Here is an 18,320-nt window from a genome sequence, read left to right as displayed (position 1 = left end):
CCCTTAAATATTGGGGGATTTCTATCCCTTATAGGTGTATTATACCGTGACAAGCGGCTTCGACAATGATCTTTGCTTCAATAATCACTTTTTTTTCAGTATGATGAAATGTATGGAGTGAAGAAGGGGCATAGTAAAATGAGAAAATGGTTGACCGTAATTCTGTATGTTTCGTCTATAATCCTTGCGTTTATCTACAGGTATGACATTCTGGCCTGGCTCAAAGAGGACCATAATCTGCTGCTGTCCATGCTCGCCGCCACTGTTCTGGCCTTATTTCCGGTAATCCCCTACAAGCTGATCATCGGTCTGTTCGGATACGCCTATGGAAGCCTGGCGGGAGCGTTACTATGCTGGAGCGCAACCACATTGGCTGCAGCGATCGTGTATGGTCTAGTTAAATTTATGTTCCAGAATAAATCCATGACTTATCTGAACTCGATTTCGGCGCTGGATAAATTCACCGGGGCCGTACAGCGGCGTCCGTTTGCCTCTGTAGTCCTTGCCCGGCTGGCGCCTGTGATTCCACAAATGGCCGTAAATATCTACGCCGGTGCTGCCGGACTGCCCTTCTGGAGTTATCTTGCAGCAACCGGCATTGGTAAAATCCCGGGGATTACCCTGTACGCCTTCCTCGGCGGCCAGATGTTCCAGCATCCGCGCAGTGCTGCCATTGCCGTGATTCTATACGTTGCCGTGCTTGCAGCTGCCGGATTCTCCCTGCGTCCGCGGTCCGCTAAAATCTGAGCGTGACCCGTCAAGCTGGCAGAGTGCAGCTATTTGATTTATAATTAAATTGTGATCTATTTAATTGCATTCTATAGATGGAGGGATATTAATGAGTGAAGTTCAATCTGATTCTATAAACGTCAAGACGGAAAAAGCTACGTTCGCCGGCGGATGCTTCTGGTGCATGGTATCCCCGTTTGAAGAACTTCCCGGTATTGTCGAGGTAATCTCCGGCTATACAGGCGGTCATACCGCGAATCCGACTTACGAGGAAGTCTGCTCGGAAACGACCGGACATGTCGAGGCTGTGCAGATTACGTTTAATCCGGATATTTTCCCATATACCAAGCTGCTTGAGTTGTTCTGGCAGCAGATTGACCCTACTGATGCCGGAGGACAATTCCATGACCGTGGAACCTCCTACGGAACAGCGATTTTCACCCATTCGGAAGAACAGCGGCAGCAGGCTGAGGCATCTAAGGCAGCACTGCAAGCCAGCGGACGTTTCTCTGCTCCTATTGTGACTCCGATTCTTCCGGCTAAGCCATTCTATCCGGCTGAAGAATATCATCAGGGATATCACCACAAGAATCCCGGCCATTACAAGCGTTACCGCAAGGGCTCAGGAAGGGAAGCTTTTATCGAAACCCACTGGACCCACAAGGAAGACAAAAAAAGCCTGAAGGAGCGTCTGACTCCGCTGCAGTATGAAGTTACGCAGAACAGCGCTACCGAATCTCCTTTCCGCAACGAATTCTGGGATCATCACGGGGATGGAATCTATGTGGATATTGTTTCCGGTGAACCCCTGTTCAGCTCACAGGATAAATTCGATTCCGACTGCGGCTGGCCGAGCTTCATGCGTCCGATCCGCGATTATGCGGTCAAGGAGAAAACTGACCTCAGCCATCTGATGATCCGTACCGAAGTGCGCAGCAAAAAAGCCGATTCCCATCTCGGCCATGTCTTTAATGATGGTCCCGGGGCAAACGGGCTGCGCTATTGCATCAATTCTGCGGCCTTGCGTTTTGTTCCCAAAGAAGATTTGGAGAAGGAAGGCTACGGCGAGTACCGCGTTCTTTTTCAGCATGCCTGATGCAGGGGAATAAGGGCCGTCTCATCCACCCATAGACAGTTACAGCTACAGCACAAAGCCTCCAGCCCGGTTACAACGGGTTTGGAGGCTTTGTGTAATGACGCTATCGCTCCTATAAAAACAAAGTCATCCCCGGCGCCCCGGCAGGACGTTCCTGAAATCCGAACTGAGTATAGAAGCCCGATTTCCCCTGGGCGGATGACAACTGAATCCAGCGGATTCCCCGGCTGCGGCAATGATTGATCAGCTGATCCATAACTACGCGTCCCAGCCCCTGCTTCTGATAAGCCGGAAGCACAATCATATCGCATACATAACACTGGATTACACCATCGGACACGATCCGGCCGGAGGCCACCAGGCGGTTATCCTCATACACCGTGAGAACATGCCAGCTGTTCTTCAGCGCCATGTGCATATGCTCCTTCGTCCAGAGCCCGTCTGCATTCCAGCCGGTGGACTGATATAAGCTGTAATACTCATCCATGTCCGGAATATCTGTGCGGTAAGTAAAGCCCACTCTACATCCCCCTTAATCACTTCAAACTCTGAACATGACTATTCAACTGCTTATTTATTGTCTTTCTCAGTATCACTCTCTATTTCAGCTGGTGCGATAGGCGCCTCAACGTCACGGTTCAGCAGCTCCCGGTTCTGCTCCCGGTTGCCCTGACGTACCCCTGCCAGGTGCTCCCGCTCCCGCCGCTTATAGATTCTGCGGACCCAGATCACAATGGCCACAACCACTCCAGCCACAATCAGCACCGGAAGCGCTGCCGCCAGCACAACTACAAGCCACTGGAACATCACAGATAATGCCTTCATGCTGCCCTGCAGCGCCTCCGAAGCACGTTCACCCAGCGGCCCCTGTGCTTTTACCTGTGTGACGGCATTGCTCTCCTCTGACTGGTAAAGGCGAAGCTCCACGGTTGAGAAGGATACGTTCTGGTCGATGTAACGCATTCTGCCCTTGATCTGTTCGATTTGCTCCTGGATTGCACCCAGCTGGTTGGCAAACTGCACAAGATCTGCCGGCTTGGTCGCTTTTTTCATAAAATCGATATATTGGGTCTCCATCATCTGCTTGGCTTTGAGGCGTGACTCCAGATCTACGTACTCTTCCGAGACATCCTGCCCCTGAATACTTCTCTGCAGCTTCTCATGTTTGACCTTCTCCAGATTGTTCAGAAAAGAAGAGAAACCCGACGCCGGTACCTTGAGGATGAAGGTTCCGCCCTGTTCATACTCAGACATATTCTCTGAAAATTCAATAATGTAACCGCCTGCCAGTGTAATCATATTCCGTACTTCGGTCTGTGCCGCCCCGTAATCGGCCACCTCCATGTTGAGGTTAGCCTTATAGATCAGCTTTTTGTTCAGTCCTGCCACTACATCGGTTCCTGTGAACCCGGCTGAAGCGTCTGCCGCCTGCTCTGCTCCCGGATTAGGGACCGCAGGATTCGCACCACTGACTTGCACTGCATTCTGATCATTCACAGCCACCGCGGTGGTGGAGTTGAAATTTTCGGTCATTTCCTTCGCTGCCGGCACACTGGCAGCTGAGTCTTCTTCCACTGCCGCCGCGGACTCAGCAGTCAGCGCATTACCCGCTGTATCTGCCGCCGAATTGGAATTGTTGTTTCCAGCCCCGCAACCTGCCAGAACCACTGCCAAAACAATTAAACATAACAAAGAATGCAGACCCCATTTTCGCATGTTCATTCCTCCAAAAGTGTAATTGCGAAAGGCCGTTATATCTATAGATCTCTTCCGCACTTATACCTTTGACGTTCCAAAAGCTGGAAGGTTGCAGACAATTAGGAGGATCGCAGCCTTTTTTTGTGTTTTTTCCCATATCGGTAAAATGCCAAACAGGACCACTCAACAGCTGAATGATCCCGTTTGCGTAATAGCTCTTTATTTGTTACAATTATAGTGTTTGTAAAAGACAAAAAACACCAAATACCCTCCATTCTCAAGGAATAAGGGTAAGGTGCTGTTCGGACAAGCTCCACCTTGCCGGACAGATCTATTCAATTGCTAACTGATTTATGATGCCAACTACTATAAGAGGAGGTGAACCCTCATGGCAAAAGACGTATTGTGTGCAGTTAACTCCTGTACTTACTGGGCTGAAGAAAACAAATGCAACGCTGAGTCCATCTTCGTTGCTTACCACAGCTCCAAAGAACCTACTCATTCTGAAGAAACAGATTGCAAAACCTTCGAAAGCAAATAAGTTCTGAAAAATATCGAAGGGACCCTCCACGGTTCCTTCTTTTCTTTTTCTCATTTTATCAAGAATGATAATTATTATCAAGTGTTTCTTTCAAAAAATGAAAATAAATCACTTTAACCAGAGTGAATTACCCCGGATATAGTGATTTATTTGTGTCCGGCAGCTACCACAGATTAGCTAAATCGTTTATCGGGTGACTGCTCCGCTCTTCTCCCGTACAAGGACAGCAGCCTTCACCATATTACGAAGCGCGGCTGTGGTCTCTTCCCATCCACGAGTCTTCAATCCGCAGTCCGGATTAATCCAGAACTGCTGCACATCAAGAGCGCGCAGCGCCCGCTCGATGGCCGAAGTCATCTCCTCTACGACCGGAACCCGCGGGCTGTGGATATCATACACTCCAAGTCCAATGCCCTTGTCATATTCCTGCTCCTCGAAGCTGACGATCAGCTCCCCGTGGCTGCGGGAGGTCTCAATGGAGATAACATCCGCGTCCATCGCCGAGATCGAACCAATCATGTCGTTGAATTCGCTGTAGCACATATGCGTATGCACCTGGGTCGTATCCTTGACATGGTTCGTCGCGATCCGGAACGACTTCACAGCCCAGTTCAGGTAGTGCTCATGATCTCCCGCCTTCAACGGCAAGCCTTCGCGGATGGCCGGTTCATCGACCTGGATCATCTCGATACCCGCCTCCTCCAGGGCTGTTACCTCATGGCGCAGCGCAAGTGCGATTTGCCCTGCAACGGCTTCACGGCTGAGATCATCGCGGACAAAGGACCAGTTCAGGATCGTGACCGGACCCGTCAGCATCCCCTTGACCGGCAGCTTCGTCAGCGACTGGGCATACAGGCTTTCTTTGACGGTCATCGGCTCGATAAAAGCAACATCGGCATAGATAACCGGCGGCTTCACGCAGCGTGAGCCATACGATTGAACCCAGCCGCCTCCGGTGAAGAGATAACCGGCCAGCTTCTCTCCGAAGAATTCGACCATATCTGTACGCTCAAACTCCCCGTGTACCAGTACGTCAAGCCCAAGCTCCTCCTGAAGGGTGATAGCCTCAGCGATTTGACGCTTGATGAACCCGTCATAACGCTCCTGGGTCCATACCCCCTTGCGCCACTTCAGCCGGGCCTGGCGGACCTCAGCTGTCTGCGGGAAGCTGCCGATAGTGGTTGTAGGCAGCAGCGGTAACCGCCACTTCTCCTGCTGAACCTTCACCCGCTCTGCAAAAGGAAGACTGCGGTTGTCCGGCAGCTTCTCCAATGAGCGTACCTGCTCAGCTACATCCTCACGCCCACGTTCCGGAAGGGCACGGAATACAGCAAGCTTCTCACGGTTTGCAGCGAGCTCCGCTGCATAACGTTCAGTCCCCCCGTTTGCAGCTGCCGCAATTAGAACCAGCTCTTTAAGCTTCTCATTGGCGAAGGCTAATGCATTCTTGACCGCGGATTTCAGTTTATTTTCCCCTTCGACTGTAACGGGCACATGCAGCAGGCTCGAGGCGGGCTGAAGAATCAGCTGCTCTTGTGGCACATATTTCTGCAGTTCAGCAACCAGCTCCAGCTTGGCATCTATATCCGAAAGCCAGATATTGCGTCCGTCGATAATTCCGGCAGCCAAGGTCTTATCCTGCGGCCAGCCCAGCCGGGCAATGGACTCCAGGTTCTTGCCTCCATCATGGACGAAATCCAGGCCCAGACCTTGCACTGGCAATTCCAGCAAGGCTTCCAGCGGCTCGGCAGCTTCGAAATACGTCTGCACAATAACATTAAGGCCCGGTACTGAAGCGGCGATCTCCCCGTAGATTGTCTTAAGCAATGTGATGTCCTCTGCCGTTATACCCGTTACAATTGCCGGCTCATCGATCTGTACCCAGGCCACGCCTTCTTGCAGCAGCTCCTGCAATAGCTGCACGTATACCGGCAGGAAGCGGGCAGCAACTGCGGATATCTCGGCAGCCGGGAAGCCCTTGGACAGCTTGAGGAAGGTATAGAGCCCTACTATAACAGGCTTGCCTTGTATGCCCGCCCGCTCTTTAGCGAACCGGTAGGCTGCCAGCGGCTTATTCTCTGTCAGGACAGGTGTAATGCTGCCAATCTCAGGCACAATATAATGGTAGTTCGTATTGAACCATTTGGTCATCTCGCAGGCTGTAGCCCCTGCATTGCCGCGGGCCATGGCAAAGTACAAGTCGAGCGGAATCTCTCCACCCTGATAACCATAGCGCGCCGGTACAATTCCGAACATCGCTGCTGTATCCAGCACATGATCATAGAAGGTGAAGTCGCCCACCGGAATCAGCTCTATGCCAGCCTGCTGCTGGGTTTGTAAATGCTGTAGCTGAATTTCTTCCATCTGCGAGCGGAAATTCTGCTCATCTATTTTCCCGGCCCAGTAAGCCTCCAATGTCTTTTTCCATTCGCGGTTCTTGCCGATTCTCGGATAGCCGAGGCTGCTTGTCTTAATTCCTTTGCTCATTTATGTCCGCTCCTCTTGGGTTAAGTTAGGTGCTGCATCCTTAATCTGCTGCCATCTTACTTCACATTTTCCGAGGTCCGCAACAGATTCCGGGGAGTTTGGCTATACAGATTCCTTATAACAAAAGCAAATCCCCACACAAAGCGGGGGATAGCTTCGGGGATCACTCAGGTACTTTGCGGGGACCCCGAACATAATAAAAGCCGCAGTCTCCAATGAAGGAGGTGCGGCTGTGGCAACCGTGCAGACGGCTCAGAACCAGATCAGATAGACTACACCGGCGAGAATAATCCGGTAGATGGCGAAGGGCAGCAGCTTAATTCTGTTAATCAGCTTCAGGAAGAAACGCATCGACAACAGCGCGAACAGGAAGGCGCTGATAAAGCCTGCAATGAAGAACGGCAGGGCATCCAGTGTGAAGTACTGCCAATTCTTCAGCAGCGAAATCAGGCTCGCTCCGGCCATAATCGGCACAGCCATAATGAAGGTGAAATCGGCAGCCGCGCGGTGGCTCATCCCCAGCAGAACACCGCCGGATATCGTCGAGCCGGACCGCGAGAACCCCGGCCACAGGGAGACACACTGGATCAATCCGACCGATAGCGCCTGCCTATATGTAATCTGGTCCACACTCTCTGTTGTGATGGTTTTGGGTGCAAACCGGTCGGCGCAGATCATAAATACAGCACCTACAACCAGTCCGATCAGCACTGTAGAAGTGGAAAATAAATGCTCATCAATGTAGTCCTCGAACAAAAAACCGAATATCCCGGCCGGAATCAGGCCTGCGATTACCTGGGCTAACTTCAGACGGCCTTCGGCAGGTGCCTGCGGCTGCCCCTCAGGCACCACCGTAAGCTCCTTGCGGCTGAATTTCTTCAGTCCGAGCAGATCGATGAACCGGTTACGGAAAATAATTACTACAGCAAGGATGGAGCCCAGCTGAATAACAACCTTGAACGTGTTCGCCGTATATTTTCCCAGAAACTCCTGCGATTTAAGCCACATATCATCAACGATGATCATATGGCCTGTTGAGGATACCGGAGCAAATTCAGTTAGTCCTTCTACAATTCCCAGTATGATTGCTTTGACAATGGTCAGCAGCTCCATGGTTATCCTCCTTTAGTTGATGAATTTATCCCCGTGCCTTGCCGGTGTTCAGTCTTTTACGGTAGTACAGAAATCCGAGCAACAATAGTCCTGCGGCAATAATCGCGTATACGACACTGGAATAGGTGCCGATAATACCGGCAATATCCTCCCACGACTCTCCAAGCGCGGCCCCAAGCAGCACCAGCAGCACATTCCAGCCTAAGGTTCCGATCGTTGTAAACAGCATGAACACGCCGAATTTCATCCCGGACATCCCTGCGGGAATGGAGATCAGACTACGTACGAGCGGAATCATCCGGCAGAAAAGCACGGTCCAGTAGCCGTATTTGTCAAACCAGGCGTCCGCCTTGCGGATATCCTTCCCGCTGATCCGCAGCAGGCCGCCCCAGCGGTCTACGATCCGCTCCAGTCTGTCCACATCCAGCATCCGTCCGATCCAGTACAGAATCACTGCTCCCAGCAGTGAACCGGCGGTTGAAGCGATTAGCACTCCGGGAATCGTCATGTCAGTCGTAGTGGTCATGAATCCGCCGAAGGGGAGAATGACCTCTGAGGGAATGGGCGGAAAAACATTCTCCAGCGCCAGCATCAGAAAGATGCCGAAGTATCCGAACTGCTCCATAAAATCCGTAATCCATGTTTGCATATGCGGGCCTCCTGTTTAGAGCAGATTTTTCTTGAGATTACGTAAATAACGGCTGCGGATGAAGAAGAAATAGATTCCCTGGGCTGCCAGATAGCCGGCCAGCACTGCCCCTGTCTCGGCCGCAATCGACAGATAGAACAGGCGCTGCAGGGCAATGAAAGCAAAGACGCTGTGCAATATGGCCAGCAGCACCGGAACGAAGAACATCAGGGCCAGCTGCTGGGTGACGCTGCGGTCCAGCTCCTGATCGGTGAAGCCCATTTTGGACAACGCAGAATACTGGAAACGGTCATGCTCCAGATCCATGTACAGCCGGAAATACAGGAAGCTTCCTGCCGCGATGAAGAAGACGGTCCCCACCAGGAGGGAAGCAAACAGCATGGTGCTGTACATTGTCCGCTGAATCTCAAACAATGTTCCGCTGACCACGACAGCGTAATTTGCCTTCTGCTCATAGGCGACCTTGCCACCGTCCGCAAGACTTGAAGCAATGCCTACCGTCTGGGGGAAATCCTCCATGTAAAAGCCGTAGTATATATCCTGCTGGACCGGAGCTATAGAGTTATAGAGACTGTCGCTGACCACCAGGCCGCTGAAATCTCCTCCGCCCCGCCCGTCCAGCTCCGGCAGCAGATATTCGGCAACCGGCACATGCTGTGTGTAGCCAATTTCCCGGATATCTGTTCCCTGCTCCAGCGTATAAGTGGCTTTGACACGCTCACTGATCAGGCTGCGGTCCCGCTGAGAGCCGATCATCACCAGACCGTCGTGTCCTTCCAGCGGAGGTTCAGAGGAATCGAAGCCGGCATATTGGAGAGCCAGCCTATAGTCACTGTAAGCCATGAGCGGCAACCGTTCGGTATGGTCCGGTCCGCTCTGCGCGGCCACATCGGCATATTTCACCGGGATCGACAAGGTATCATACGCTAGTCCCAACTGCTTCAGCTCCGACTCGATGCCGTCCAGATCCTGCACTGCCGTGGAACTGGCCGCTCCGCCTTTGGCGACGTAGCCTACGGCTGCGGGATAATCCAGCTTCAGCTCCCGGGACAGGGTATGGATTGAGGCGAAAACGCCCACCGAAGTGAAGGATACCGCCGAGACAATGGTCACCATGAAGAACATCCGCCCGTTATCCTTCCAGCGGTAGGATAAACCCGAGAAGGTGATAATCCGCATCCGCTGCCAATAGAAGCGCCGGATTCTTCTCAGCTGTTCCACCACGTATAGACTCAGCTGTGTATAGAACAGGTAGGTACCCACAACCGTGATAGCCACTACCGGGAACATCATCACCTCAACCGTTGTGGCTGTAGTGAGCACTGCCAGCACATAACCGCCAAGCAGCAGCAGAGCGGCGAGCAGCGCCTGCCAGCGGCGAACGCGCGGCTCCGTATCTCCTCTGCGTCCGCCTTGGAACATTCCCCGCGGCGACTCATTGCCGATAAAAAAGAAGGTGCACAGCGAGATCAGTACGAACAGCAGCACAAAGCTGATAATAGTCAGCACGGGTGCCTGCCAGCTTAGATGGAAATCCAGCGGGGGAATGCCGAGAAAGGCGGAGCCGATCATCAGGAACAGCTTACCGAGCAGCATCCCGAGCAGTGTGCCGGTGAAGATGGCCGAGCCGCCGATCAGCATATTTTCCAGAAACACCATCTTGTTGAGCTGTTGCTTGGTCATGCCATGCATCAGCAGAATACCGAATTCCAGCTTGCGGGACTGCAGGAAGGAGCCGACGGATACCAGTACGAACAATGAGCAGAAAACATAGATGATCCCTTCCGCCATCATCATTGTCTTAGCCGCAGTATCCAGGATCAGATCTCCTGAGATTACCGGATGAAAGATGAACAGGGCACACAGAAAGAAAATCATCACCGAAAAGGCACTGCTGACGAAGTAGGCGGCATATTTGCGCTTGCTCCGGGTTACATTCCTATAGGCGAATTGCCGAAAGGTCATGGCCGGCTCCTCCCAGCAGCGACAGCATGTCGATGATATTCTGGAAGAATGCGGCTCTGCTGCTGCCCCGGTACATCTCGCTGTAGAAACGGCCGTCTTTGATAAAAATCACCCGGTGGCAAAAGCTCGCTGCCACCGCGTCATGCGTAACCATCAGCACAGTGGCCCCCTCGGCTTCATTCACTTCAGCCAGCAGCCCCATCACTTCTTCCGATGCCTTGGAATCCAGACTGCCGGTGGGTTCATCCGCCAGAATCAGCGAAGGGCGGTGGATCATCGCCCGGGCAATGGCTACACGCTGCATCTGGCCGCCGGAGATTTCATAGGTGCGTTTGTTCAGCAGCCCGGCAATATCCAGCCTGGAGGCCACTTCGGCCAGCCGCTTTTCCATTTCCGCAACGGAACTCCCGCTTAGCGTCAGCGGCAATACTACATTCTCTTCTACCGTGAGCGTGTCCAGCAGATTGAAATGCTGGAATACAAACCCCAGCTCCTTGCGGCGGAACAGCGCCTTCTCTTTACGGCCCAGCAGGTTAGGGTCCCGGCCGCTGATCATTACCTGGCCTGAGGTGGGTTCATCAATCGTCGCGATAACATTGAGCAGCGTGGTTTTGCCGCTGCCGGACGGGCCCATAATTCCGACGAATTCCCCCTTCTCTACGGCGAACCGGATATGGTTCAGCGCGTGAATGGATACCTTGCCTTCATATATTTTGGATAAATTGTGTACGTCTAATAGGGGCAAGGGCTACCGCTCCTCTTTCACCTGGATTGCTTTCATTATACAAACTGTAAACTAATGCTGCTATTTCTGAAACTTACAGCTACCTTACAGTATTGTAAGCACAGTTGTAGTTGATAGTTGACAGTGTAGAAATAAAGCCTTATATTTAAATGCATGAGCATGCATGTATTTTATGGAGAGCCGATTTTTACCATAATCCTCCCCCTGCCGCATGCCAATTCCAGATGGAACGAAGGAGCGCGACGAATAATGAAGGATCTGTTCACCCCCTATGAGTATAAGAGCCTGAAGCTGAAGAACCGGGTAGTTATGCCGCCTATGTGCCAGTATTCGGTCACCAATAAAGATGGAATCGCTACAGATTGGCATTATAACCATTATGTGAGCCGTGCAGTCGGCGGTGCCGGACTGATTATTGTAGAGATGGCTGATGTTGACCCGGATGGCCGTATCACCGACTATGATCTGGGACTCTGGTCCGATGAACAGATCCCTGCCCTGGCCCGGATCGTGGAGGCCAGCCATGCCTACGGTGCCAAAGTGGGGATTCAGGTCGCCCATGCCGGACGCAAGGCCGAGGATGCCGTGCTTCCTGTCTCCTCTTCCGCTATTCCTTTTGACGATAAGTCCACTACTCCGCATGCCTTGACTACGGAAGAAGTGAAAGCTATGGTAGGCAAATTCAAGCTGGGTGTGCAGCGGGCTGTTCAGGCCGGCTTCGATGTCATTGAACTGCATGGTGCCCACGGCTATCTGATTCACCAGTTCCACTCACCACTGACCAACCAGAGAACGGATGAATACGGACAGGACCGGACGCTGTTCGGCCGGGAAGTGATTGCCGCCGCGAAGAGCGTAATGCCTGAGGGTATGCCGCTGATCATGCGCATTTCCGCGCAGGAATACGTTGAGGGCGGCTATGGACTCACCGAGAGCCTGATAATCAGCAGAGCTTATAAGGAAGCCGGAGCGGATATCTTCCACATCAGTGCAGGCGGTGAAGGCCCGATAGCTGCAGCCGGCAGACCGGGCACACATGCTGCCTATCAGGTGCCGCTGGCCAGAGCTATCAAGCAGGAGCTGAATGTACCGGTAATTGCCGTCGGCAGGCTGGATGAAGCGGTACTCGCCAATGCGGTTATCGGCAATGAAGAGGCTGATCTCGTAGCGGTTGGACGGGGCATGCTGAGAAACCCTTACTGGACGCTGGAAGCAGGTGTAGTGCTCGGCAAAGACGCGGGTGTTCCTAAGCAGTATGAGCTCGGTTTTCCCCGGGCCGCCAAATAATTCAGCATTCCCTGAGATGTCCTTCTCTTCTTCCAGATGATATACTAGAGTGAAATATATATTCATGAATGGCATGCACCGGGAGGATTGAAGACATGAAGAACACCCCTGCAAATGACCTGATAACCAGCTGGTTGTCACTCTCTCATATACAAATGAATGTTGCCGCTGCACTTGAAGCAAAGCTGGTGGAGAACTATCAGTTATCGCTCAAGGAGTTCTACGTACTGCTGTTTCTGTCCGAGGCACCCGAGAAGAAGCTGAAGCTCCAGCAGCTTGAGTCCATGGTCGGGCTGAGCCAGAGCGCCGTATCCCGGCTGGTCAGCCGGTTCGAAGCCAAAGGCTGCGGCGCGCTGCAACGCAAGGTTTGTGATGATGACCGCAGAAGCATCTATACCTCTTTGACTGACATCGGTCAGAATAAGGTGGACCGGGCGCAGGTGACCGTAAATGAAGTGCTGCAGGAAGCCTTTCCTGTAGCCGATATACAGCAGCTGCTGGAACAGCTTGTGCAGCTGAAACAGCAATAGACCCGGGCAGAGCGCCTGCCGGGTGAACCCGCCGTCCCTTACAGGGGCGGCGGGTTTTTGATATGGACCGAACCTCATCCGCCCATTGAGCATACAACGTACTAAACGAAGAATAGCGGGGTGTACGCATGTTGTTCACGGTTATGCAGCTGATTGGCGGTATCATTCTCTCTGTGGGCTGGATTCCACAAATTCTGCAAATCATCAAGACCCGGTCTGTCGCAGACCTTAGCCTGAAGTCCTACCTGCTGATGCTGCTGGGCATCGCCCTTATGGAAGCCTATGCGGTTAACCTGGCCGCTCAGGGGGTGGGGCTCGCTTTTCTGATTACCAATACCCTGTCGCTGGCAGTCGTATCAACGGTCGTCCTCCTGATTATCCGCTACCGGGCCGGCAGCAGGTAGAGCCGAACTGACTACCGCTTGTATCAAAATGTAATCCGTACTGCCGTCCCCTTGCCCACCTCCGAGGTAATCTCCACCTCATGCTCCAGCTTGCCGCAGATCTGCTTCACCAGATACAAGCCCATGCCTGTAGACTCCTGAAAGCTGCGCCCATTGACGCCGGTAAAATAAGGATCGAATACCCGCGGCAGGTCACCCGGAGGGATGCCCACGCCTTCATCGCGCACCTCCAGCACAGCCCTGCCCTGCTCCTGAAGATACCCATGGAAATGCACAAACTTCCCCTCCTCCACTGTATAGCGCAGGGCATTGGTTATCAGCTGGGTTATGACGAAGGACAGCCATTTCTCGTCCGAGGTAACCGAAATCCCGCTCTCCACAGAAATCACCGGAAACACCCGCTTGCGGATAAACAGCCGTTTCTGTTCCGAGGTTACGCTCCGCACCACGGCCGAGAGCTCCAGCCGCTCGACATAGAAATCATGCTCAAAGGTATCCAGCCGGGCGGTGTAGAGCACCGTTTCCAGCCCTTTCTTCAGCCGGTCCAGCTCATCGCCAATGGCCGTGAACGGAGCCCCGTCTTTATCCTGTATCATCAGATGAATCACTGAAAGCGGCGTCTTCATGCCATGCACCCACTGGTTGATGAAGTGAATATGCTCCTCCAGCTTGTGGCGGTAGTTGTGCAGGTCGTTCTGGTACAGCCGGAACTGCTGGGCCAGCAACATACGCAGACTCCCGGCCAAAGGCGTGTTCTGCGCCGGCCCGCCGGATTCCTCGAGCGATGCCGGCACCGTCAAAAGCCGCTCATAGAATGTACGGTTTGTGAGATAACGGTAGGCCAGATAACCCAGCAGCAGAATTGTACTGAGCAGCGCCGCATACAGGCTCACTGTGACTCCACTCCCCCCGTCCAGCCGGTAGACAAGCGTAATTATGATAAGCTGGGCCAGATAGACGATGATCAAAGGCGATTGTTCCCGCATGAACAGCTTCATGTCACCCCTCCTCCCAATTCCCGGTGAGCCTGTACCCTTGACCGCGCACCGTCTGCAGCCCCTCCATAATGTCCAGCGCAGCCAGCTTCTTGCGTACCCGGGTTACGTAGACATTCAGTGTGTTGTCATCCACAAAAGCTTCGGTATCCCAAATCTTCTCCAGCAGCCGGTCACGCGTAACGAGGGTACCGGATTTCTGCATCAGCTCATCGAGAATCTTGGCCTCGGTGTGGCTGAGGTCGATTCTGGCTCCGCCCCGTGTCAGGATCAGCCGTTCCACGTCCAGCATCAGTCCCGAGACGGTGAGGCTGCGTTCAGTGCCGCCCCCGGCGTAGGAGCCGTAAGCGCGGCGCAGGTGGCTTTTGATTTTGGCCATTGCAATCTCGTAATCAAAGGGTTTCGTAATATAATCATCCGCGCCATTCTCCAGCGCCATGACCTGATCCATCTTCCCGTCTCGCGCGGAGATGAACAGAATGGGACAAGTCGAGACCGCACGGATCTGGCGGCACCAATAATATCCGTCGAATTTGGGCAGGTTCACGTCCAGCAGGACCAGCTGCGGGGCGAACGTCTCGAACTCGGTCCGTACCGCTTCAAAATCATGCACCGCCCGTGTTTCGTATCCAAACTTATGTAAGTAGTCCTGGAGCAGGGTTACCAGTCCCTTGTCGTCCTCAATGATAAATATTTTGAACATCATAGCCCTCCGGTTGCCGCCTTAAGTAGTCTAAGGGGTTTGCCCCATAATATATACAGTACCTGCGTTCCAGTCAAATCTGCGGTATACTTTCCGGGAAGCGGTGAATGCCAGTACAATTCCTGTTTCGAAAAAATAACGGGCTTAAAGCCGTTAAGGAGGTACCCCGCATGAAGCAAAACAAATATGATGAGACCAGCTTTTTTGAAAATTACAGCCGGATGCCGCGCTCTACAGGCGGACTTGAGTCCGCCGGAGAATGGGGAACCTTCCGCACGCTGCTGCCTGACCTGCAGGGTCAGCGGATACTGGATCTGGGCTGCGGCTTCGGCTGGCACTGCCGGTATGCCCGTGAGCAGGGGGCCGTATCTGTAGTGGGCATCGATCTTTCCGCGAATATGCTGGAGCGGGCCAGGGCGATGACCCGCGATCCGAAGATTGAATACCTCCAGCTGGCAATTGAAGATGCCGCTTTCGGTGCGGATGAATTCGATACAGTCATCAGTTCACTTGCCATTCACTATGTAGAAGACATCGCCAGCCTCTGCCGCCAGGTCTACTATTGCCTGAAGCCTGGCGGAGCCTTCGTGTTCTCGGTCGAGCATCCCATCTTCACCGCGCTCGCCGCGCAGGATTGGCATTACGGTCTTGAAGGCGGGAAGCAGCATTGGCCTGTTGACAATTATCATCTCGAAGGACCGAGGCAAGCCAATTTCCTTGATCATGCAGTCATGAAGTACCACCGTAATACCGCCACCTACATTAATACGCTGATCGGTTCCGGCTTCACCCTGACCCGGATCTCCGAGCTGCAGCCGACTGCAGCTATGCTGGAGAATAATGCTGCCTGGCAGGAGGAAACCCGGCGTCCGATGTTCCTGCTGCTGTCTGCGGTGAAGAATTAGCCGGTATATAGCGTGCGTTTGAGAAACAAAATTGCGGTTCTTCATAACTCACTCATCAGCTTGTGGGGAGGACTGAGATTCCGTTATTTGTGCAAATCGAGTGATTTCACAGGGTAAGCGGACTCAGATTCCGTTATGGGGCCGATTATTCCTCCTTTTGAGCTGAAATCAACAGGATAAAGGAATCTCTGCAGTCCGTTTCATCAGCAAAAAAAGGTCTTTCCGGGAAATAAGGGCATCTCAGTCCGCTTCCCTCCGCAGACCAAACAGCCGCCTCCCGGGGAATCCGGCGAGGCGGCTGTTGCACTTACCGGGGAATCCCGTGAAGCAGCGGCTGCATTCCGCTCAATCCCGCGAGGCGGCAATTTGTTACGGTTGAATTTGGAGCGGCGGCTTATTTTGTCGCCGCTCCACTTACTTGCCGTCCAGCAGATTACCCAATCCGCCAAGGATGCTGCCCTCTTCCTTGCGCCCGGAAGGTCCGGCGGCCGACAGAATACGGTCAGCCATCCGGCTGAACGGCAGCGACTGCACCCACACCTTGCCCGGTCCGCGCAGGGTCGCGAAGAACAGGCCTTCGCCGCCGAAGAGCGCAGTTTTCACACCTTTGACCATCTCGATATTATAGTCGACATTGGATGTCATGGCGACGAGACAGCCGGTGTCGAGCTTGATGGTCTCTCCAGGCTGAAGTGTCCGCTCCAGCACATGACCTCCGGAGTGAACGAAGGAGAGTCCGTCTCCTTCGAGCTTTTGCATGATGAAGCCTTCGCCGCCGAAGAAGCCCGCCCCCAGCCTGCGCTGGAATTCAATGCCGATCGACACGCCTTTGGCTGCGCAGAGGAAGGAATCCTTCTGGCAGATGATTTTGCCGCCGTATTGCTGAAGATCCAGCGGAATAATCTTGCCCGGGTATGGGGCGGCAAAGGTTACGCTTTTCCGTCCATATGCCCCGCTGTGCGTGAAGACGGTCATGAACAGGCTCTCCCCGGTCAGCAGCCGTTTGCCTGCACCCTTCAGCATGCCCATAAGTCCGCCGCCGCCCCGCGAGTTGCCGCTGCCGTCACCAAAGATCGTCTCCATCGTAATCTCCGGGTCCATCATCATGAAGCTGCCCGCTTCAGCAATGACACTCTCCCCCGGGTCGAGCTGCACCTCCACACACTGAATTTCCTCACCCATAATCGCATAATCAATTTCGTGAGCACTCATTCTCGTACATCCTCCTCTACATTCTGAGCATAGTGTAACCTCGGGCCTTGCAGTTTGAATGAAATATATACGCGCGCTCACGCCTCACGGTTTCAGTATCCAGGAACACCTGGGAGGTCAATGTGTGAATTGTGGCGCAAACGAAGAAATACACATTTTACCGAAAACAAACTAACAGAGGATGATATGTAAAATTGTTGCAATATTACAACTTCGATTCACTGATACCGGGGTGTGCGGAAGGATTGTTGTATGAAATACAAGAATCCTCTCGTTAATCGGCTTGGAGGGGGCAGAATGCTGCATTTCATAAAGCAATTTCCGGTTACGGTCGATATTACGGGCGGAATGTTGTATGAAATGCAGGATTTTTTCAAAAAAAAGACCAGCTGGACTTAAGTCCGCTGACCTTTCATCATCCCCGTATAGGGGTTCACATTGCATTGTTCACATTCACCGTGCCATCCTGAGTCTTGGCTAGTGGAGATGGAATCTTCGGAGCCTTGACCAGCTTCGGTCTGCCCAGAGAGGTTGTAAAAGTAATCACATATCCGGCCACAACTACAGCCATCACTGTGTACAGGGTCTCTTTTAACGGCATATAGAAGAGGGACAATGCCAGTACAATTACATCCATCAGGATAAATACGGTTCCTACCTTAATTCCCTTCCATTCACTAATCAATAGCGACAAAATATCATCACCGCCGCTCGCTCCGCCGCCTCGCAGAACCATTCCCGCTCCTAGACCTGTCAGTACACCGGACAACAGTGCCGCAAGCGGCAAGTTACCCTGCAGATCAATAACCCATCCGGAATAACGTTCCATCAATCCGTAGAATACCGTAAAGGCCGCTACAGAAATGAAGGTGTTCACAACGAACGATTTCCCTTTGAAGATGATGGCGATTAAGAGCACTGGAATGTCTAAGATCAGGATCGATAGTGATGGTGAAATCCCTAGTACATATTTGCCGAGCAGGGACAAGCCTACGAATCCGCCCTCGGTCAAATGGTTCTGATAATTAATGTGATAATACGTAAATGCAAGCAATAGTGTTCCGGACAAAATAACAGCTAGTCGGAGCGGCAAACTCATGCCACTGTCTTGTTTCCTCATTACTCGGTCTCCCCTTATCGTATATGGCGGCTAGACGTCCCACCAGCCTCTACGACGGGTTAAACCGGAGGTGTTGCTCCTTCGCATACAATACTCCCTTCCCTCGCAGAGGCGGTTCGTCAATTAACAACGGTTCGCGCA

At 52.8% G+C, this 18,320-nt stretch carries 18 protein-coding genes; 7 read left to right on the top strand and 11 right to left on the bottom strand.

Annotated features, from left to right (window positions below; all coding sequences use genetic code 11):
* Positions 1–138: 138 nt before the first annotated feature.
* Both MKX70_RS16360 and msrA read left to right on the top strand, forming a co-directional pair.
* Positions 139–747, top strand: a complete 609-nt coding sequence (locus tag MKX70_RS16360; protein WP_042237948.1) for a TVP38/TMEM64 family protein — start codon at positions 139–141, stop codon at positions 745–747.
* 91 nt (positions 748–838) lie between these two features.
* Complete coding sequence (gene msrA / locus MKX70_RS16355; protein WP_042237949.1) at positions 839–1,825, top strand: peptide-methionine (S)-S-oxide reductase MsrA; 987 nt, start codon at positions 839–841, stop codon at positions 1,823–1,825.
* A gap of 112 nt (positions 1,826–1,937) precedes the next feature.
* On the opposite strand, the gene MKX70_RS16350 is transcribed toward msrA, so the two are convergent.
* Complete coding sequence (locus tag MKX70_RS16350; protein ID WP_042237950.1) at positions 1,938–2,345, bottom strand: GNAT family N-acetyltransferase; 408 nt, start codon at positions 2,343–2,345, stop codon at positions 1,938–1,940.
* A 50-nt stretch (positions 2,346–2,395) separates the two neighbouring features.
* Complete coding sequence (locus MKX70_RS16345; protein ID WP_340840360.1) at positions 2,396–3,541, bottom strand: DUF4349 domain-containing protein; 1,146 nt, start codon at positions 3,539–3,541, stop codon at positions 2,396–2,398.
* Between the two features lie 370 nt (positions 3,542–3,911).
* Between MKX70_RS16345 and MKX70_RS16340 the strand changes: the two genes are divergently transcribed.
* On the top strand, positions 3,912–4,064 hold the full coding sequence (locus MKX70_RS16340) for a DUF1540 domain-containing protein (protein WP_076245672.1): 153 nt from the start codon (positions 3,912–3,914) through the stop codon (positions 4,062–4,064).
* A gap of 186 nt (positions 4,065–4,250) precedes the next feature.
* Here MKX70_RS16340 and metE read toward each other — a convergent pair whose 3' ends face one another.
* The 5 genes from metE to MKX70_RS16315 form a co-directional block, all read right to left on the bottom strand.
* A complete protein-coding gene (gene metE, locus MKX70_RS16335) occupies positions 4,251–6,551 on the bottom strand; it encodes a 5-methyltetrahydropteroyltriglutamate--homocysteine S-methyltransferase (protein WP_340840359.1) in 2,301 nt (766 codons plus the stop codon).
* Between the two features lie 252 nt (positions 6,552–6,803).
* Positions 6,804–7,664 carry an undecaprenyl-diphosphate phosphatase gene (locus MKX70_RS16330; protein WP_340840358.1) on the bottom strand — a complete coding sequence of 287 codons (861 nt, stop codon included), beginning with the start codon at positions 7,662–7,664 and terminating at the stop codon, positions 6,804–6,806.
* Between the two features lie 25 nt (positions 7,665–7,689).
* Positions 7,690–8,313 carry a DedA family protein gene (locus tag MKX70_RS16325; RefSeq protein ID WP_340840357.1) on the bottom strand — a complete coding sequence of 208 codons (624 nt, stop codon included), beginning with the start codon at positions 8,311–8,313 and terminating at the stop codon, positions 7,690–7,692.
* A gap of 15 nt (positions 8,314–8,328) precedes the next feature.
* Positions 8,329–10,278 (bottom strand): ABC transporter permease, encoded by a 1,950-nt coding sequence (locus MKX70_RS16320; protein WP_340840356.1) that lies wholly within the window; start codon positions 10,276–10,278, stop codon positions 8,329–8,331.
* Positions 10,253–11,023: an ABC transporter ATP-binding protein gene (locus tag MKX70_RS16315; protein ID WP_042237956.1), complete on the bottom strand. Its 771-nt coding sequence runs from the start codon at positions 11,021–11,023 to the stop codon at positions 10,253–10,255. Before MKX70_RS16315 ends, MKX70_RS16320 begins: the two co-directional genes overlap by 26 nt.
* 249 nt (positions 11,024–11,272) lie before the next feature.
* Here MKX70_RS16315 and MKX70_RS16310 point away from each other — a divergent pair, with 249 nt between their 5' ends.
* The 3 genes from MKX70_RS16310 (at position 11,273) to MKX70_RS16300 (ending at position 13,244) form a co-directional block, all read left to right on the top strand.
* A complete protein-coding gene (locus tag MKX70_RS16310; RefSeq protein WP_340840355.1) occupies positions 11,273–12,310 on the top strand; it encodes an NADH:flavin oxidoreductase/NADH oxidase in 1,038 nt (345 codons plus the stop codon).
* Between the two features lie 95 nt (positions 12,311–12,405).
* On the top strand, positions 12,406–12,840 hold the full coding sequence (locus MKX70_RS16305; RefSeq protein WP_340840354.1) for a MarR family winged helix-turn-helix transcriptional regulator: 435 nt from the start codon (positions 12,406–12,408) through the stop codon (positions 12,838–12,840).
* Positions 12,841–12,968: 128 nt separating this feature from the next.
* A complete protein-coding gene (locus MKX70_RS16300) occupies positions 12,969–13,244 on the top strand; it encodes a PQ-loop domain-containing transporter (protein ID WP_039295394.1) in 276 nt (91 codons plus the stop codon).
* A gap of 23 nt (positions 13,245–13,267) precedes the next feature.
* Here MKX70_RS16300 and MKX70_RS16295 read toward each other — a convergent pair whose 3' ends face one another.
* Entirely contained in the window at positions 13,268–14,242 is a 975-nt protein-coding gene (locus tag MKX70_RS16295; RefSeq protein WP_340840353.1) for a sensor histidine kinase, read from the bottom strand.
* A gap of 1 nt (position 14,243) precedes the next feature.
* A complete protein-coding gene (locus MKX70_RS16290; RefSeq protein WP_340841671.1) occupies positions 14,244–14,942 on the bottom strand; it encodes a response regulator transcription factor in 699 nt (232 codons plus the stop codon).
* A 107-nt stretch (positions 14,943–15,049) separates the two neighbouring features.
* Between MKX70_RS16290 and MKX70_RS16285 the strand changes: the two genes are divergently transcribed.
* Positions 15,050–15,847 (top strand): class I SAM-dependent methyltransferase, encoded by a 798-nt coding sequence (locus tag MKX70_RS16285; RefSeq protein ID WP_340840351.1) that lies wholly within the window; start codon positions 15,050–15,052, stop codon positions 15,845–15,847.
* Between the two features lie 414 nt (positions 15,848–16,261).
* On the opposite strand, the gene MKX70_RS16280 is transcribed toward MKX70_RS16285, so the two are convergent.
* Complete coding sequence (locus MKX70_RS16280) at positions 16,262–17,059, bottom strand: TIGR00266 family protein (RefSeq protein WP_042237971.1); 798 nt, start codon at positions 17,057–17,059, stop codon at positions 16,262–16,264.
* Positions 17,060–17,492: 433 nt separating this feature from the next.
* Positions 17,493–18,179 carry a YitT family protein gene (locus MKX70_RS16275; protein ID WP_042237973.1) on the bottom strand — a complete coding sequence of 229 codons (687 nt, stop codon included), beginning with the start codon at positions 18,177–18,179 and terminating at the stop codon, positions 17,493–17,495.
* Between the last annotated feature and the right edge of the window lie 141 nt (positions 18,180–18,320).

This window comes from Paenibacillus sp. FSL R7-0312, from assembly GCF_038004445.1.
GTDB lineage: Bacteria > Bacillota > Bacilli > Paenibacillales > Paenibacillaceae > Paenibacillus_AQ.
The sequence above is the reverse complement of the archived record's forward strand: the minus strand, read 5'-3'. Positions and strand labels throughout refer to the sequence as shown.

Excerpts from the sequence above, each read along its gene's own strand:
- MKX70_RS16360 (WP_042237948.1), top strand. The coding sequence starts at position 139 with ATGAGAAAATGGTTGACCGTAATTCTGTATGTTTCGTCTATAATCCTT.
- msrA (WP_042237949.1), top strand. The coding sequence starts at position 839 with ATGAGTGAAGTTCAATCTGATTCTATAAACGTCAAGACGGAAAAAGCT.
- MKX70_RS16345 (WP_340840360.1), bottom strand. The coding sequence starts at position 3,541 with ATGCGAAAATGGGGTCTGCATTCTTTGTTATGTTTAATTGTTTTGGCA.
- MKX70_RS16340 (WP_076245672.1), top strand. The coding sequence starts at position 3,912 with ATGGCAAAAGACGTATTGTGTGCAGTTAACTCCTGTACTTACTGGGCT.
- metE (WP_340840359.1), bottom strand. The coding sequence starts at position 6,551 with ATGAGCAAAGGAATTAAGACAAGCAGCCTCGGCTATCCGAGAATCGGC.
- MKX70_RS16330 (WP_340840358.1), bottom strand. The coding sequence starts at position 7,664 with ATGGAGCTGCTGACCATTGTCAAAGCAATCATACTGGGAATTGTAGAA.
- MKX70_RS16325 (WP_340840357.1), bottom strand. The coding sequence starts at position 8,313 with ATGCAAACATGGATTACGGATTTTATGGAGCAGTTCGGATACTTCGGC.
- MKX70_RS16320 (WP_340840356.1), bottom strand. The coding sequence starts at position 10,278 with ATGACCTTTCGGCAATTCGCCTATAGGAATGTAACCCGGAGCAAGCGC.
- MKX70_RS16310 (WP_340840355.1), top strand. The coding sequence starts at position 11,273 with ATGAAGGATCTGTTCACCCCCTATGAGTATAAGAGCCTGAAGCTGAAG.
- MKX70_RS16305 (WP_340840354.1), top strand. The coding sequence starts at position 12,406 with ATGAAGAACACCCCTGCAAATGACCTGATAACCAGCTGGTTGTCACTC.
- MKX70_RS16300 (WP_039295394.1), top strand. The coding sequence starts at position 12,969 with ATGTTGTTCACGGTTATGCAGCTGATTGGCGGTATCATTCTCTCTGTG.
- MKX70_RS16295 (WP_340840353.1), bottom strand. The coding sequence starts at position 14,242 with ATGAAGCTGTTCATGCGGGAACAATCGCCTTTGATCATCGTCTATCTG.
- MKX70_RS16290 (WP_340841671.1), bottom strand. The coding sequence starts at position 14,942 with ATGTTCAAAATATTTATCATTGAGGACGACAAGGGACTGGTAACCCTG.
- MKX70_RS16285 (WP_340840351.1), top strand. The coding sequence starts at position 15,050 with ATGCCAGTACAATTCCTGTTTCGAAAAAATAACGGGCTTAAAGCCGTT.
- MKX70_RS16280 (WP_042237971.1), bottom strand. The coding sequence starts at position 17,059 with ATGAGTGCTCACGAAATTGATTATGCGATTATGGGTGAGGAAATTCAG.
- MKX70_RS16275 (WP_042237973.1), bottom strand. The coding sequence starts at position 18,179 with ATGAGGAAACAAGACAGTGGCATGAGTTTGCCGCTCCGACTAGCTGTT.